This window comes from Paraburkholderia sp. (assembly GCF_026225065.1).
Lineage (GTDB): Bacteria > Pseudomonadota > Gammaproteobacteria > Burkholderiales > Burkholderiaceae > Paraburkholderia.
Map to the genome: position 1 here is coordinate 1 of NZ_JAMFSB010000112.1, position 14893 is coordinate 14893.

The 14893-nt window shown below is 61.1% G+C and carries 14 protein-coding genes and 1 pseudogene; 3 read left to right on the top strand and 12 right to left on the bottom strand.

Going from position 1 to position 14893, the window contains the following annotated elements:
* Together M0954_RS08830 and M0954_RS08835 are read left to right on the top strand one after the other, a co-directional pair.
* Positions 1–227: pseudogene (locus M0954_RS08830) on the top strand (MFS transporter); the annotation flags it as partial.
* A 14-nt stretch (positions 228–241) separates the two neighbouring features.
* Positions 242–1111: an amidohydrolase gene (locus M0954_RS08835; RefSeq protein ID WP_297352712.1), complete on the top strand. Its 870-nt coding sequence runs from the start codon at positions 242–244 to the stop codon at positions 1109–1111.
* On the opposite strand, the gene M0954_RS08840 is transcribed toward M0954_RS08835, so the two are convergent.
* The 9 genes from M0954_RS08840 to M0954_RS08880 form a co-directional block, all read right to left on the bottom strand.
* The gene (locus tag M0954_RS08840) at positions 1108–2058 is read right to left on the bottom strand and encodes a dihydrodipicolinate synthase family protein (protein WP_297352714.1); all 951 of its coding nucleotides are present in this window, start codon (positions 2056–2058) and stop codon (positions 1108–1110) included. The genes M0954_RS08835 and M0954_RS08840 overlap by 4 nt on opposite strands.
* 59 nt (positions 2059–2117) lie before the next feature.
* Positions 2118–3440 carry an MFS transporter gene (locus tag M0954_RS08845; RefSeq protein WP_297352716.1) on the bottom strand — a complete coding sequence of 441 codons (1323 nt, stop codon included), beginning with the start codon at positions 3438–3440 and terminating at the stop codon, positions 2118–2120.
* A gap of 62 nt (positions 3441–3502) precedes the next feature.
* On the bottom strand, positions 3503–4849 hold the full coding sequence (locus M0954_RS08850) for an MFS transporter (RefSeq protein ID WP_122158053.1): 1347 nt from the start codon (positions 4847–4849) through the stop codon (positions 3503–3505).
* Positions 4850–4918: 69 nt separating this feature from the next.
* Positions 4919–6343 (bottom strand): FAD-binding oxidoreductase, encoded by a 1425-nt coding sequence (locus M0954_RS08855; RefSeq protein WP_297352717.1) that lies wholly within the window; start codon positions 6341–6343, stop codon positions 4919–4921.
* 81 nt (positions 6344–6424) lie between these two features.
* On the bottom strand, positions 6425–7309 hold the full coding sequence (locus tag M0954_RS08860; RefSeq protein ID WP_297352719.1) for a dihydrodipicolinate synthase family protein: 885 nt from the start codon (positions 7307–7309) through the stop codon (positions 6425–6427).
* Positions 7310–7520: 211 nt separating this feature from the next.
* The gene (locus M0954_RS08865; RefSeq protein WP_122158050.1) at positions 7521–8216 is read right to left on the bottom strand and encodes a GntR family transcriptional regulator; all 696 of its coding nucleotides are present in this window, start codon (positions 8214–8216) and stop codon (positions 7521–7523) included.
* 112 nt (positions 8217–8328) lie between these two features.
* Positions 8329–8568 carry a hypothetical protein gene (locus M0954_RS08870; protein ID WP_123388305.1) on the bottom strand — a complete coding sequence of 80 codons (240 nt, stop codon included), beginning with the start codon at positions 8566–8568 and terminating at the stop codon, positions 8329–8331.
* Positions 8569–8969: 401 nt separating this feature from the next.
* Positions 8970–9260 (bottom strand): DUF4148 domain-containing protein, encoded by a 291-nt coding sequence (locus M0954_RS08875; protein ID WP_122158048.1) that lies wholly within the window; start codon positions 9258–9260, stop codon positions 8970–8972.
* A gap of 159 nt (positions 9261–9419) precedes the next feature.
* Positions 9420–9875 (bottom strand): hypothetical protein, encoded by a 456-nt coding sequence (locus tag M0954_RS08880; RefSeq protein WP_122158047.1) that lies wholly within the window; start codon positions 9873–9875, stop codon positions 9420–9422.
* Between the two features lie 125 nt (positions 9876–10000).
* Between M0954_RS08880 and M0954_RS08885 the strand changes: the two genes are divergently transcribed.
* Positions 10001–10591, top strand: a complete 591-nt coding sequence (locus M0954_RS08885; RefSeq protein ID WP_297352721.1) for a YigZ family protein — start codon at positions 10001–10003, stop codon at positions 10589–10591.
* Between the two features lie 14 nt (positions 10592–10605).
* On the opposite strand, the gene M0954_RS08890 is transcribed toward M0954_RS08885, so the two are convergent.
* Genes M0954_RS08890 through M0954_RS08900 form a run of 3 tightly spaced genes read right to left on the bottom strand, consistent with a single transcriptional unit; the run spans position 10606 to position 14863 of the window.
* Positions 10606–12267 (bottom strand): GMC family oxidoreductase, encoded by a 1662-nt coding sequence (locus M0954_RS08890; RefSeq protein ID WP_297352723.1) that lies wholly within the window; start codon positions 12265–12267, stop codon positions 10606–10608.
* A gap of 55 nt (positions 12268–12322) precedes the next feature.
* The gene (locus M0954_RS08895; RefSeq protein ID WP_297352725.1) at positions 12323–13540 is read right to left on the bottom strand and encodes a mandelate racemase/muconate lactonizing enzyme family protein; all 1218 of its coding nucleotides are present in this window, start codon (positions 13538–13540) and stop codon (positions 12323–12325) included.
* Positions 13541–14863 carry a nitrate/nitrite transporter gene (locus M0954_RS08900; RefSeq protein ID WP_297352727.1) on the bottom strand — a complete coding sequence of 441 codons (1323 nt, stop codon included), beginning with the start codon at positions 14861–14863 and terminating at the stop codon, positions 13541–13543.
* Positions 14864–14893 lie beyond the last annotated feature (30 nt).

Below are 14893 nucleotides of genomic sequence, written 5' to 3' on the forward strand. Positions count from 1 at the left end.
AACTCTATCCGCGTGGCACGCGCGGCACCGGTGTCGGCTTCTGCTATAACTTTGGACGGGTGGTCTCGGCCGGCTTCCCGGTCATGGTCGGACACCTCGCCGGCCAGTTTTCTCTGGGCTTTGCGATTGGTATCGATGCTGCGATCGCCTATGCGATAGTCGCGGTCTCGGTCCTCATGCTGCCGGAGACACGCGGCCGTACTCTGGACGAAGAACCCGCAGCTTGAGTTGAGTGTCACGAATGACTGCTTCTAACGGTACGTCCGCCCCATGCACTGATACTGTTCTGCCCGTCACGGGCATCGACAGTCACGCGCACGTGTTCGTGCACGGCTTGCCGCTCGCATCGGGCCGGCGCTATGCGCCGGCCTATGAGGCCACGCTCGACGACTATCGCGCGATGCTCGCGAGCCTGGGCTTATCGCACGGTGTTCTGGTTCAACCGAGTTTTCTCGGCACCGACAACAGCTTCCTACTGTCCTGTCTCGACGCGCATCCTGAACAGTTGCGCGGCATCGTCGTAGTGGATCCAGCTCGCGATATCGCGCAGATCGAAACCTGGCACGCCCATGGCGTGGTCGGCGTGCGTGCCAATCTGATCGGCGCGGCGCTGCCCGACTTTGGCGATACGACATGGGCTCCCTTTCTCGAACGCATGGCGGACCTGGGCTGGCATCTCGAGGTGCAGATCGAGGCAGCACGTCTTTCAGCGATTGCGCCCGCCGTGCTTGCCAGCGGCGTGCATATGGTGGTCGATCATTTTGGCCGCTTCGATCCGGCGCTCGGCACCGGTGACCCGGGCTTCGCCACTCTCCTCTCGCTCGGCCCGACGCGACAGGTGTGGGTGAAAGTGTCGGGTGCGTATCGCGTGAGCCCAGAACGCGATGATCCGGGTGCGGCATTGGCGGTCGCCGCTAGCGCATGGCCCGCGCTGGTTCGTGAATTTGGCGTCGACCGTCTGGTGTGGGGCACCGATTGGCCGCATACGCAATTCGAAGACGTGCAGAACGCCCGGCTGACTCGCGATCAACTCGAGTCTTTCGTGAATCAGCCAGACCAGTTACGCGCCGTGCTGGTCGACACGCCCGCGTCGCTGTTCCAGTTCCGCTAGCGCACCGCAGCGATCCGCGCGCGGAAATGCTCGGTGCCGGCAACGATCTTGTCGAGCACCGCGTCGAGCGCCCAGAAACGTTCACGCACGTCGTAGTCGATCACGCGGCAACGGATCGAGTTGAATGTGCCGATGCGCTGATGGTAGATCTTCGCGAGCGCCGGGTAGCCGAGTGCCTCCGACACTGCCGCAACCACCAGAAACGTCGACAATTCTTCGGCTAGCAGCGGATCGCGAGCGCTCCCGCTACGCAGCCATTGGTAAAGATCCGGGTGAAAGTTGGTGAATACACCGTTGAAACCTGCCGAGCCGACCTTCATCGCATCCCATGCGATCGCGGCATTCGCATTCAGGATCTTCAACGGTGCCCCCTCGGCCAGCGCGACACGACGCTTCACGGTGGGTAGATCGCAACTGACGTCCTTGAGCATGACGAAGCGTCCCGTGTCGATACAGGCCTTCAGCTCTTCGTCTGAAAGCAGCCGCCGATACGGCGCGGGACATTCGTAAAGCCCGAGCGGCAGGTCGGACGGCAAACGCTGCAGCAGGCGTCGCAGATTCGTCAGAAAGGTCGCCGTGCCCTCACGCTTTGGATCGAGCCGATTCGTGACCAGCACCACCCCTTGCGCCCCCGATGCTGCAGCCGCCAGCAGTTCTTCAGTCTGCGCATCCGGATCGTCGCTGATATGACCGGACGCGACCACGGACACCCGCCCCGCCACCTTATCCACCACAAAGCGTGCGAGCGCGGCCCGCTCCTCAAGGCTCAGGAACTGCATTTCACTCGACTGCGCGACTGCGAACAACGCGTCCGCGCCATGCTCGAGATACCATTCGATCAGGCGCTCGAGTCCGCCGTAGTCGATCGCTCCGCTCTCGTCGAACGGCGTCAGCATCACGGGAACAATGCCCTCGATAACACCCGCGGGCTTCGATGTATGACCCATCAACCTCTCCTCAAAAAATACTGTTTCAATCGCGACGCGCAACGCATGTCCCGCTCTCGTCAAGCGGGTACATGAGCCACGCCTGCCGCGCTTTCCTGTTCGGGAATCGGTTTGCGCACCAGCAGCAGATAGGCCATCGCCCCGGCACCCGCGATGCCTGCGGCCGTCAGTAGCGCTGGCACGAACGACGACGCCTGGGCAATAAAGCCGGTCACGATCGGCGCCAACGCACCACCGAGAAAACCACCGAAGTTCTGGATGGCCGCCAGCGAGGCGATGCGGCTGGGTGGCGCCGCCGCTGTCGCCAGCGCCCATGACGAGGCGGCCGCCGCATTGCCCAGAAAGACCACCACCGAAATGCAGGCGACCGCAATCGCATTGCTCTCGACGAGAGCAGCCGGAATCGTGAAGACCATCATGCCGAGCATCGAGACTACCACCGCGTTGCGGCGACTCGCCACCGGCGAACGGCTGCCTCGGGTAATCAGATCGGAGAACCAACCCGCCACCAGCGCCCCGACGATGCCGCACAGGAACGGCACGGATGCCGCGAAGCCCGTATGTATCAGGCTCATGTGCCGCTCGATCGTCAGATAGCCCGGCAACCACGTCAGATACACCCAGTTGAGGTAGACCGAACCGAAGAAGCCGATCAGCATCCCCCAGGTCGTCCCATACGAAAACAGACCACGCCATTCGGCGAACGTGAGCTTGGGGGGAGCTTCGCCTGCGGAATGGCTGTCCTCGTCGAGATAGCGGCGCTCTGTCTCGGTCATCTGCGACTTGTCCGGATCGCGATACAACGCGAACCAGACGATTGCCACCACAAGACCCAGCATGCCCGTTGCAATGAATGCCCAGCGCCAGTTGAACGACACCACGACAAACGACAGGCAGAGCGGTGCAAGCGCGCTCCCCAATGGCGAGGCCGCGTTGTAGATGCCGGTGGGCGTGCCGCGCGAGCGCAACGGAAACCAGTTGCTCACGACCCGGGCGGCCGAGGGAAACTGTGGCGCTTCGCCAATGCCGAGCACGGCGCGCGCAACGATAAAGAAGCCGAAGCTGGACGCGAGGCCACCGGCCATCTGCGCCAGCGACCACACGACGAGTCCAACGCCCAGCAACCGGCGCGGGCCAATGCGGTCGACCAGGCCACCAATCGGCAACTGGCACACCGCGTAGATCCACAAGAACGCCGACAGCAGCAGACCCATCTGACCGAGCGAAAGTCCGAGTTCGGTACGGATCATCGGGTTGGCGACAGCCAGCGTGCCGCGATCCATATAGTTGACGACACCGCTCACCATCAGCAGCACGAGCGCTACATTCTGGCCTCGGCGGATTCTTGGCGGGGTGGGCTGACTTTGCGCGATATCGCTCATGCTCGCTGTCTCCGTCTCATAGTAAGTATGGCTGCGTCGTCGTAGTAGTTTGCCGCCGTGTATCACACTTCCGCGCGCAAAGGCTCGGCCGGATCGGACGCGCGGCGATCGGCTTGCGCGGGACGCAGCATGGCAAGCAGAAGCGCCGCCACGAGGCCGCTCGCCGCAAGCACATAAAGTCCCGCAGGTACCGAGTGAAACGACGCCTCCACTGCGTTGCGCACGGTCGGCGCAAAGAAACCACCAAGATTGCCGATCGCGTTGATCACCGCGAAGCCCCCTGCCGCTGCGGTGCCGCCCAGATAGGCCGCTGGAAACGTCCAGAAGATCGGCTGTACCGTCATGATGCCCATCGTGACGAAACAGAGGGCCACGATCGCCCCGACGGGACCCATATTGGCCGAAACCGCAAGACCAAACGCAATCGAGAGCGCCGAGAGCACCGCGAAACCACGCCGGTGTCCGGTACGCACCGCGAAGCCCGGATAAAACGCACCCGCCACAATGGCGCAGGCCCACGGAATAGCCGAGATCAGCCCGACGTGCAGACCCACCTTGACATGCAGCAGCGCACTTACCTGGGTCGGCAAATAAAACGCCACCCCGTAGCCTGCAATCTGGATCGAGAAATAGAGGAGCGCGAAATGCAGCAGCTTCGGATCGACCAGTGCGGCGCGGAAAGTCATCTTGCCGATTTTCTGCTTCTGCCGATCTTCGGCAGCAAGTGCGCGCGTGAGCGCTTGTGCTTCATCGCGCGGCATCCACTTCGCGTCTTCGGGACGATTGCATAGATAGAAATAGCCCCACACACCCACCACCGACGCGAGCAGACCTTCCACCAGGAACATCAATTGCCAGCCATGCAGGCCGAACAGGCCATCGAGCTCAAGCAGCATGCCCGACAGCGGACCACCCAGCATCAAGGCCAGCGGTGAGCCGAAGTAGAAGATCCCCATGATCTGTCCACGTGCGCGAGCCGGAAACCAGTACGTCATGTAGAGAACCGCACCCGGGAACAGCCCCGCCTCGGCGGCGCCTAAAAAGAATCGGATGAACGAGAACAGCGAATCGCTCGACGCATACGCCATGGCCGCCGAAATCAGCCCCCATGTGACCATGATGCGCGAAAGCCAGACGCGCGCGCCGACACGATGCATCATCAGATTGCTTGGCACTTCGAACAACGCATAGGCGATGAAGAAAATACCTGCGCCGAAGGCAAACGCGGCGTTGCTCACGCCGGTCGACGCCTGATAGGACTGCTGCGCAAAACCGATGTTCGCCCGATCCAGATACGACAACATGTACATCAGGATCAGAAACGGCACGATCCGCCACTTGGCACGCCTGATTGCGCGCTCCACCAAAACCTCTTCATCCCCGTGTATGGGGTGCAGGTTCGTCTCCATCTCGTCTCCTTGTTGTTCCCTTGACGGGATACCGCATCCGGTCTCGTGCCGGTGATCGTGCACGGTGGTTTAAACGACCTTGCCGGGATTGAGCAGATTCAGCGGATCGAGCGCGGCTTTCAGGCGGCGCATCAGGGCAATCTCCGGTTCGCTGCGCGTGTACGGCAGCCACGGCTTCTTGGTGATGCCGATGCCATGTTCGGCTGAGATCGTCCCGCCGAACTGTTGCACGAGGCCGTAGACAATCGCGGTGATCTCTTCTTTCGGTTGCGGCGAAGCACCCGGCACGCAGGCGACGATATGCAGGTTGCCATCGCCGATGTGGCCGTAGAAGAGCGCGACCGCTTCGGCAAAGCGGGCGCGCAAGGCGGCGAGACACGCGTTCACGTATTCGTCCATCACCGCGACGGGCAAACCGATGTCGAATGGTTCGTGAGGCCCGAGGACCTGCGGAAATTCCGCACAGGCATCGCGCACACCCCAGAATGCCTGTACGTCCCCGAGCGATTGGGCCAGCACTCCGTCGGCGAGTACGCCATCTTCGATCTGATGCATCAACCAGGCCTCGAAACGCGGGGCGTCGTACGCTTCGTCCATCCCCTGCGCTTCGATCAGTACATAGCAGGCATGCTCTCCCGGTAGCGGATTGCTCACCCCGGGTACGCGCTGCGTGACCGTCTGCCAGTAATCCGGCCACATCACCTCGAAAGCGGACAGGAGCGGCCCCAGGCCGTGGCGCGCAGCGTTCAGTAACGCGATCAGCTTGTCGTAGCTTTCGAGTGCGCACAGCGCTGCCATCGTGCAACCCGGTTTGGCAGACAGGCGCAGGACGATGCGTGTGATGATGCCGAGCGTCCCTTCGCTGCCGATGAACAGATGCTTGAGGTCGTAACCCGCATTGTTCTTCAGCATCTTGTTGAGATTCGTGACCACGCTGCCGTCTGGCAGCACGACTTCGAGCCCCAGCACCATTTCGCGCGCCATGCCGTAGCGGATCACCCGATTGCCGCCCGCGTTTGTCGACAGATTGCCGCCGATCGCGCACGAGCCGCGAGCACCGAGGTCCAGTGGAATGAAAAAACCGGCCTCATCCGCGGCCTCTTGCACGCTCTGCAGCGGCGTCCCCGCCCTGACCGTCATGGTTGCCGATGCAGGGTCGATCTCTTCGATCCCCACCATGCGCTCGAGCGACAACGCCACCGCCCCCTCGATGGGCCGGGCGCCACCGCACAGTCCCGTCAATCCGCCCTGCGGCACCACCGGTACGCGATACTGCGCACAGATGCGCATCGCCGCAGCCACACCTGGTGTGTCCATAGGACGTAGCACCGCGAGGGGCCGCTGTGGCCCGAGCGTGCTCCAGTCCTGCTCGTTACGTGTGGGGATGTCGTCGCCGGTCAGCACAGCGGTGGTGCCGAGGGCATCGCGCAGTGCGGCGAACAACGCCTCGGATGTATCGCCGGCCCTCTCGGGCAGGCAGATTTCGTGATCCATCGTGTCTCCTTGTTCTCGCAGCGTGCGCGGGTTCGCATCGGCTCAGCGCGTGACTACCAGCAGTGGCGTTCGCTTACACCGTCAAAGCGTCGTGCCGGCCAGCAGTGCACGCGGCAATGCGGCTTTTACATCCGCGTCAATGGACATGAGCGGCGCCCGTACACGACGCCATCCGTCGTTGCTCTGGCAAGCCGCGACCCATGCCTTGAGAAGCGGCACAAAGGGCTGACCTGCTACTGCCCGCAGCAGATCCTTTAGCACGCCGAAGTCTGGATCCTGTTCGTGGTCGTAAGACGCGCGAACCTGCTCCGGCGCGATATTGGCGAGCCCACAGATCGATCCGGCGCCGCCCGCTGCCCGCGCGCGTCCAATTGTGTCCTCTGCGCCCACATAGACCTTCAGGCCCGGATGATAGCGGATCAGCGCGAGCGAATGGTCCAGGTTCCCGCTGCTGTCCTTGATGCCGTCTATCACGTTCCCGTAGCGCTGACGCAGTGTCGCAATGGCCTCGTCGTCGAAATTCACTCCGGAGACCTGAGGAATGTGATAGAGGATGACGCGCAAACCCGGATCGTCGGCCGCGTCGATCACCTGGCCGATCGCTTCGACCACGCCGGCGCTGCTGATATCCTTGAAATAGAACGGCGGTACGAGCAAGACATGGCGACAGCCCTGCGCCAGCGCATGCCGCGTCAGGGAGATTGCATCGCCCAGTGCCGCAGCGCCCGCGCCAACAACCAGATCACCGCTGCTGACTCCGCGCCCAAGCAGCCCTTCGAGCGCAGCGCTCCGCTCGGCGACCGTGAACGACTGGCCCTCGCCAGTCGTGCCGAACAGAGTAATGCCGTGTAAGCCGCGCCGCAGAAGATCAACCGAATGCTGCGCCAGCAGGGCCACATCCACGTGATTCGCTGCATCGAGCGGCGTCGTCACCGCTGCCAGCACGCCCTGTCCTTCGAAAGGCATAACCCGTCTCCTTCAGTCATACGCCCCGGGGCGCCACCGCCGCGGTGGGCGTTCGGAATCGATCCGGCGCGATCCAGCCATCATCCAATGACGGACCGAACTGTAGCTGACATGTTAGTTAGAAATCGACGAGGCGTCAAAGAAGAATTTTTACGGAGCGTAAGAGACATTCCAGATGTTCCGCGGGCCGATCTGGCCGGCCCGCGCGCTGCTAGCCAAAGTTGCCCATCGAGCGTTGGCGTGCGTTCTCGATATGCGTGCTGAGCACAGCGACCGCTTTTGCCACGTCGCGCTCACGAATGGCCGCAATCAGTTCGAGGTGTTCATTCATCGTCGGCACCACCACTTCGGGCCTCAGGACCACGTGTTCGAGGCGGATCAGGCGGATGCGCAAGCTGTTGACGCGATAGATGTTCGAGACGATATCGTTGCCCATCGCATCGATCATCATGTCATGCAGACCCCAGTCGACTGTCTGTGCGTCATTGAGAAGACGATCGTCGATTTTCTTGGCCACGGCCCGGCGCACGATATCCCTGTGCGCCCGCTCGATCTTTTCAAGGTCGGCGTCGGATGCGGTACGGGTGAAATTTGCTACCGCCTCCCGCTCGAGCATGAGGCGCAACTGAAAGGCGTTGCGGATCAATCGCAGATCGACATGACAGACCTGAAGACCGCGATTCGGCACGGTCTTGATGAGCCCCTCGGCTTCGAGGCGCGGCACCATCTCACGAATCGCGCCAAGCGGCATGTCGGTCAGGACCATCAGTTCGCGTTGCGAGACGAATTGCCCAGGCCGGATATTGGCGTTCAGGATTTGCTGCGTGAAATTTTCATAGGCGACGAGGCGCAGAGACTTTCCCTGGCTCTCGTCCGCGTCGGTTTTTGCCGGTGTCATTGTATTCATAGCCGGTCTCGCGTACGTATTGGTTGCACGGCAACATGTTAGCACGTACTTTTACGCTACCAGCCGTCGCGAGACGGGGCAAGGAAGTCACGCGGCGATGCGCGTTGGCCGGTCACTCATAGACATTGATGTGCCGATCGAGGTAGATAATTGCGGCATCAGGCGATTCGGCCTCATAGATCGGCTTGCCGGCGTAGAGAACCGTGCAGCCGCGTACCGAGAGTTTGGGGAGCGGGTCCTTGTCCGTGAAGCTAGCTGTAGCGGTAGCGTCAATCTCACAGGCGAACAGGAGATCACCAGCACGGGCCAACTCGAATTCGAATGAAGGCGATAAGCAAAAATCCCTTCGCATAGGTATTTCCGTTCACATGTTCCGTCTGGGAGCACACATACTCTCATCACAATTTGAATATCCCTATGTGCGGACTCTTACACTTCGTTTCCGGCGAATCGCAACAGACGAGGGCGCCCGCGTGCTCACGCGCGCAAGCGGGAGCAGCGCGAGGAATATTTAGTAATGGTCGAAAAGGAAAAAGCGCCCAGACTGCAAACGTCTGAGCGAAGCCATCGGGAGCCCGACGGCGGAGGTATTCAAGGTGAAAGCGACCCGCTACCGCCATCGAATCCGTTAGCGGGCCAGCTCTCTGCACGGCGCCGCTCTGCGGTAGTGCGCGCTCATACAGTAGTCTTCAATGAGCAGATGCGTCCGGTATTCTTCCGCGGCGCGAGATCAACGCGTCAGCGGCCGGACATTCAGTTCTGGTTCGACTTCGACACGGCTGGCTGTGCCATATCCGACGAACCATTTGCGACGCCACCCACATCTGTTGCACCGTTTTGTGCTGCTATTTTGGCGTCAGCAGCCTGAATCTGCGCAGGATACAAATTTTGGTCACCGTCGCCCGGGTGATAACCAGCCTGTTCGACCTGCACCAATTGGGCGCGCACTTCCGCACGGGTGAGAGGCTGGTTCGATTGAGCGAACACGGCGACCGGTGCAGCGAGCGCAGCGGCAACGACAACGGCTTGAATAAGGGATTTCATGGCTAATACCTCCAGACTTTTGTTTGTCCTGCAACGAACAGCCCTGTTCGTCAGTCAGTGTCTACAGTCTAGGTAAGTACGCGTTTAAGATTAACCCCCGCGTCCGAAAGGGATTATTGTCAAATAGCCGTTAACCCTAATGAAAGGTTGGCCGTGGCCTCAGTGCCTGCTGGCTCTGCGAAGGCCCAAGGCGCCCATGATGGCGCCAGCAATGCCCGTAATCGCGCCCACGATGCCCGCGATCATAGCCACGTAGTTGGTCCAGTCGGTGGTCTCGGGAGCCGTCGAAGCCTTCGAAGGGAGTGGCGCAGCGACCACGACAGGCTGCGGCGGCGAGACCTTGTTCGGGGGAGATTCCTGGGGAAGCGCGGTTGCGGTCACGCTCGGCGTCGCCACGACCGATACCGACGTGGACGTCCCGGGCGTCGCATAAAGCCCTGTCGCGAGCGCCATGGAGGCAGCAGGCGTATCCCGTGCGACATCGCCGGCCAGTGCGACCCCGCCGTGTGCGGAGAAAAGCAACGTTGCCACGAGCGGCAGCAGACGGCCCCTCGCGTGTTGCGATTGACAAGCGGATGCGTCGATGCGCACCGCTGTAAAGCGTTCCTGTTTCATCCCCCGTCCATGTAGGCACTGTGTAGGCATATCATGTCGTAGCCGGTCCATCGGGGTCAATATATGCACGGCAGAAAACGGCGTTCAGGCACGTGGTTTAATTGATTTAATCGAGTTCCATAAACGTGAGTCACACTCTTTCAACATCCGTCTCTGCAGAAATCGAAATCCGCAAGAGCCGCTTTATCGCTTATGCAATTCCCGTTGCGGACCGCGATGCGGCGATGGTCGAACTGCGCCGCCTGCGTGAAGCGCATCCCAACGCAACACACGTGTGTTGGGCCCTGCTGGCAGGGGGACATTCCGGCATGTCCGACGACGGCGAGCCGTCCGGCACCGCCGGCAGGCCGATCCTTGAAGTATTGCGCCATCACGACCTCGACGGCGTGCTGGCCGCCGTCGTGCGCTACTACGGCGGCGTGAAGCTAGGTGCCGGTGGCCTCGTGCGCGCGTATGCCGACTCAATTGCTCGCGTGCTGCAGGACGCGCCGCGCATCGAACGGATTGCGCAAACCTTGCTGACCGTGGAGATCGGCTATCCCGACGAAGCGCGCGTGCGACGCTGGATCGAACAGGAAGGTTATGCGCTGGCTGATAGCGGGTATGAAATGGAAGTGCGGTTGACGATCGGCATGCCTGTTACTGCGCTGGACGCGGCGCGCGATGCCTTGCGGGATATGACGCAAGGGCGCGCCGTGTTGCACGACGCGCTGTGAAGCTCTGCTGACGTTCAATGCGTCGCGGCCAACTCCGGTTGACCACGCTTGGCCGCGACATCCATTAGCGCATCCTCGAGAATCATCTGCGCCCCTTTCTCCGCCACCATCATCGTCGGAGCATTGATATTGCCGGATGTGATGTTCGGGAAGATCGACGCATCCACCACCCGCAACCCCGCGATACCATGCACGCGCAGGCGTTCGTCGACCACTGAAGTCTGCGCATCCGAACCCATCGCGCACGATCCGCACAGGTGGTAAATCGAGCCCGACTGCTCGCGGAAATACTGCAGAAAGCCCTCTCGCGTATTGACCTGCGGCCCCGGTGAAATCTCTTCGACCGTGATGCCCAGCAGCGCCGGCGTGGCCATCACCTTGCGCACCAGTTCACAGCCCTGAATCACCTCGTTGATGTCTTTGTCGGTGGTTAGCGCGTTGATACGGATCTTCGCCGCATCCTCCACGCGGTTCGAAGCGATTTCAATCGAGCCGCGGCTCGTCGGCCGGCATGGATTGAAAGCCAGCAGGAAGCCCGAATACGGTTCCGGCTCGAGGCTCGCCTTGCTGCTCTTAGGAATGCGATACGACAATGGGTTGAAATAGAGCTGCAGGTTAGGCTGCGTCTGCTGATCGTTACCCTTGAAGAAACCACCCGACTGGTTCACGCTCATCGCGAGCGGCCCCGTGCGGGTCAACAGATACTGCAAGCCCAGCTTGAGCTTGCCGAGCAACGGCCGCATTTCGTCGTTTAACGTCTTGACGTTGGCGCGATAGTAGAAGCTCACGCACAGATGATCCTGCAGGTTTTCCCCGACTGCCGGCAATTCATGCACGAGCGGAATACGATGCTGCGCAAGCAACGCCTTGGCGCCGACGCCCGACAGTTGCAACAGCTTCGGCGTATCCACCGCGCCTGCCGACAAGATCACCTCGCGATTCGCGACGAATCGGCGCTCACTGCCACCCTGCTTGACCACTACGCCCGTCGCACGCTTGCTGGCATCGAACAGCACCTGGCTCACCAGCACGTCACGCTCCACGCTCAGATTCTTGCGCTCCAGCACCGGATGAAGATATTCGAAGCTGCTCGACGAACGCTGTCCGTTGCGCGTGTTCACGTCGTAAATGCCCACGCCTTCAAACTGCGCACCATTGAAGTCTTGACTCCGCCCATAACCCGCCTGCTCGCAGCCCTTCAAAAACACATGGCAAATCGGATGCACGGCATCTTTCATCGGTGAAATGCGAATCGGGCCGTCGTCGCCGTGGTATTCAGTATTGCCAAGCGGATGCGACTCGAGCTTGCGGAAATACGGCAGCACGTCGTTAAACGACCAGCCTTTGTTGCCAGCCGCCGCCCAGTCGTCGAAGTCGTGCGGTTGACCGCGCACGAAAATCATCGCGTTGATCGATCCAGAGCCACCCTGCACCTTGCCGCGCGGACAATAGATCGGCCGGTTGTCGAGCTCCTTTTCGGGCTCGCTGTAGTACATCCAGTTATAGGTTTCGTTGTAGTACGTTTTGGTGAAACCCACTGGGACCTTGAACCAGAACGAGCTATCCTTGCCGCCCGCTTCGAGCAGCAGCACGGAGTATTCACCCGAGGCCGTCAGGCGATTCGCGAGAATGCAGCCCGCGGAGCCAGCGCCGACAATAATGTAGTCGTAGTTCATGGTGTAGTTCGCCCGACGGCGCCCGCTTCAGTGAATGCGAAAGTAACTCTCAAGCTCAACCCTTGGCCGGCGCAAGATCCTTGACGTCAGCGGGCTTCGCGGCCATCTGCAAATGCAGGCGTTCACCGCTGTACGGCGAGTGCTGCCGCACCACGTCCATGTTCAGTTCAACGCCCAGACCCGGCTCCCGCGACGGAATGATGTAGCCGTCTTCCCAGCGAATCGGCGTCTTCAACACTTCCGCATGGAATCCGCCCCACGTACCGATACTTTCCTGAATCAGGAAGTTCGGCGTGCAAGCCGCCAGTTGAATGCTCGCTGCGGCGCCCACCGGACCGTTGTAGAGGTGCGGCGCGATCTGCGCGTAGTACACCTCGGCAATGCTCGCCACTTTCTTCGCTTCGAGAAGACCGCCTACGCGCGCCACGTTCAACTGCAGGATCGACGCAGCGCCTGCTTCGAGCAGCTTGAAAAATTCATACTTGGTGGTCAGACGCTCGCCGGCCGCGATGGGAATGCTGGTGTGTTTGGCCACTTGCGCCATTGCGCCCTCCTGTCCCGGCGGCACCGGCTCTTCGAACCACAGCGGATCGTATTTCTCGAGACGTTTGGCGAGGCGGATCGCCGACGACGGCACCATTTGCCCATGCGTGCCGAACAGCAAATCGGCCTTGCTGCCCACCGCTTCGCGCACCCTGCGGCAAAACAGCTCGCAACGGTCCAGCACTTCCATCGACAGTTGATGACCGGAATACGCGGTGTACGGACCTGCCGGGTCGAACTTGACCGCCGTGAAGCCGCGCCTCACGTTCTGGACCGCGCATTCGGCCGCGAGATCGGGATCGTCGTAATCGTATTCGCCGTCGCGATTCTTGGGATACAGATAGGTGTACGAGCGAAGCCGTTCGTTGACCATGCCGCCCATCAGTTCGTAGACAGGTTTGCCGGCGGCCTTGCCGATGATGTCCCAGCAGGCCATCTCCAGGCCGCTGACGATACCCATCATGGTCAGGTCGGGACGCTGCGTAAATCCGCTCGAATAGGCTTCACGCCACAGCCGCTCGACGTGATGCGGATCCTTGTCGAGCAGATAGCGGCCGAACACATCGTCGATGAGGTGGGTCATCGCATTCGGATGAAACGTCGCCGAATAGATTTCGCCGACGCCCTCAATCCCGCACGCCGTCTTCAGCTTGACGAAGATCCAGTACATGCCGCCCAGATGCGGCGGCGGCACGGCGACGATATGCGTTTCGAGCGAGACAACTTTCATTTACAGACCTTCTTTCCTGTTAAGCATGTTTCTGAGCGCCAGCGCAGCAAAGCCACCGAGCACGGCCACTGCGGCCACATAACCAAAATAGAGTTGATAACCGAATACGCCGGGGTAGGTCTGCGTCAGATAGCCGTTGATAAGCGGCAGAAAGACGTCCGGCGAATAACCGAGTACCGAGATCAAACCGATTGCCAGGCCCATCGTTTCGACGGGCACATTGCAGCGGTCGAGCAACGACCAGTACAGGCCGCGAATCGCGTAAGTCAGAATGCCGATGAACAACACGAGGAAAACCAGCGCAACGTGACTGCCGATGCCAGGCGCGGCAACCAGTCCGAGCAGCGAGAGTGCGGCGAGGAACAGCGCGATCACCAGTACGGAGACCTTCGAGAAGCGGTCGCCAAGGAAACCGCCGCCAATCCCACCGATAGGCCGCATCCACAGCTTGAGCGTCGTGATCGTGCCGGCCATCACCACGGAGAGGCCAATGGCGCCTTCATGCAGATACGCCGAAAAGCTGTAGGTCGCCCAGAAGACCTGATAGCCGCAGAACACAATCGCTACCACCAGCCACAGTTCCGGAATCGAGGCGAGTGTTTTCAGGTCGACGAGGACGTTGCTGCGCCTGCGTGCGGCGGCGTGGTCCGCGGCAGCCTCGCCTCCCTGCGGGTCCTTCACGAGACCGAGCACTATGCCGAGCGCAATGCACAGAAACGCGTACATATAGACGACCAGCTTGAAACCTGCCGCGACTGGCTCGCCACGCGTCTGCGTAACCCAGGCAAACAAGGTGATCGCAACGGTCGCTAGCAGCGCTTCGATCAGGCCACGTCCACCGTCGAGAAAGCCGAAGAAACGGCCTTGTTCATCTGCTCCGGCAAGCATTGAGACGCGCTTGATGACAGCGGCCCAGAACGTCAGACCGGTCGACAGGCCCCAGCCGCCGAAGATGACCATCAGCAGATGAAACGACGGCGCGCTCGAATACCACAGGCCCAGCGCGCCGGTTGCGACCAGTGAGAAGCTAATGAGCATTCGCGGCGCGATGCGGTCAGCGAGCCAGCCGCTCGGCAGATAGCTCAGCAGGAAGATCGTCCCGAGCGACGAGTACAGATAGCCGAGCTGGCTGTCCGTGATATGGAACACCTCCAGCATGGTCGGCTGATACACCTGCCGCAGATAGAGAATCGGATAGATCGCGCCAGCGGCGATCACCAGCAACAGCAGTTGTACATAGCGCTGTGCAGCGTTTTTCCGCAAGGCGGCTGCGTCGTGAGCGACCGACAGCGCGGCGTTGGATTGAACCGGTTGAGATGACACTGAGGTGCTCCTGGGAGACACACAAAGCCC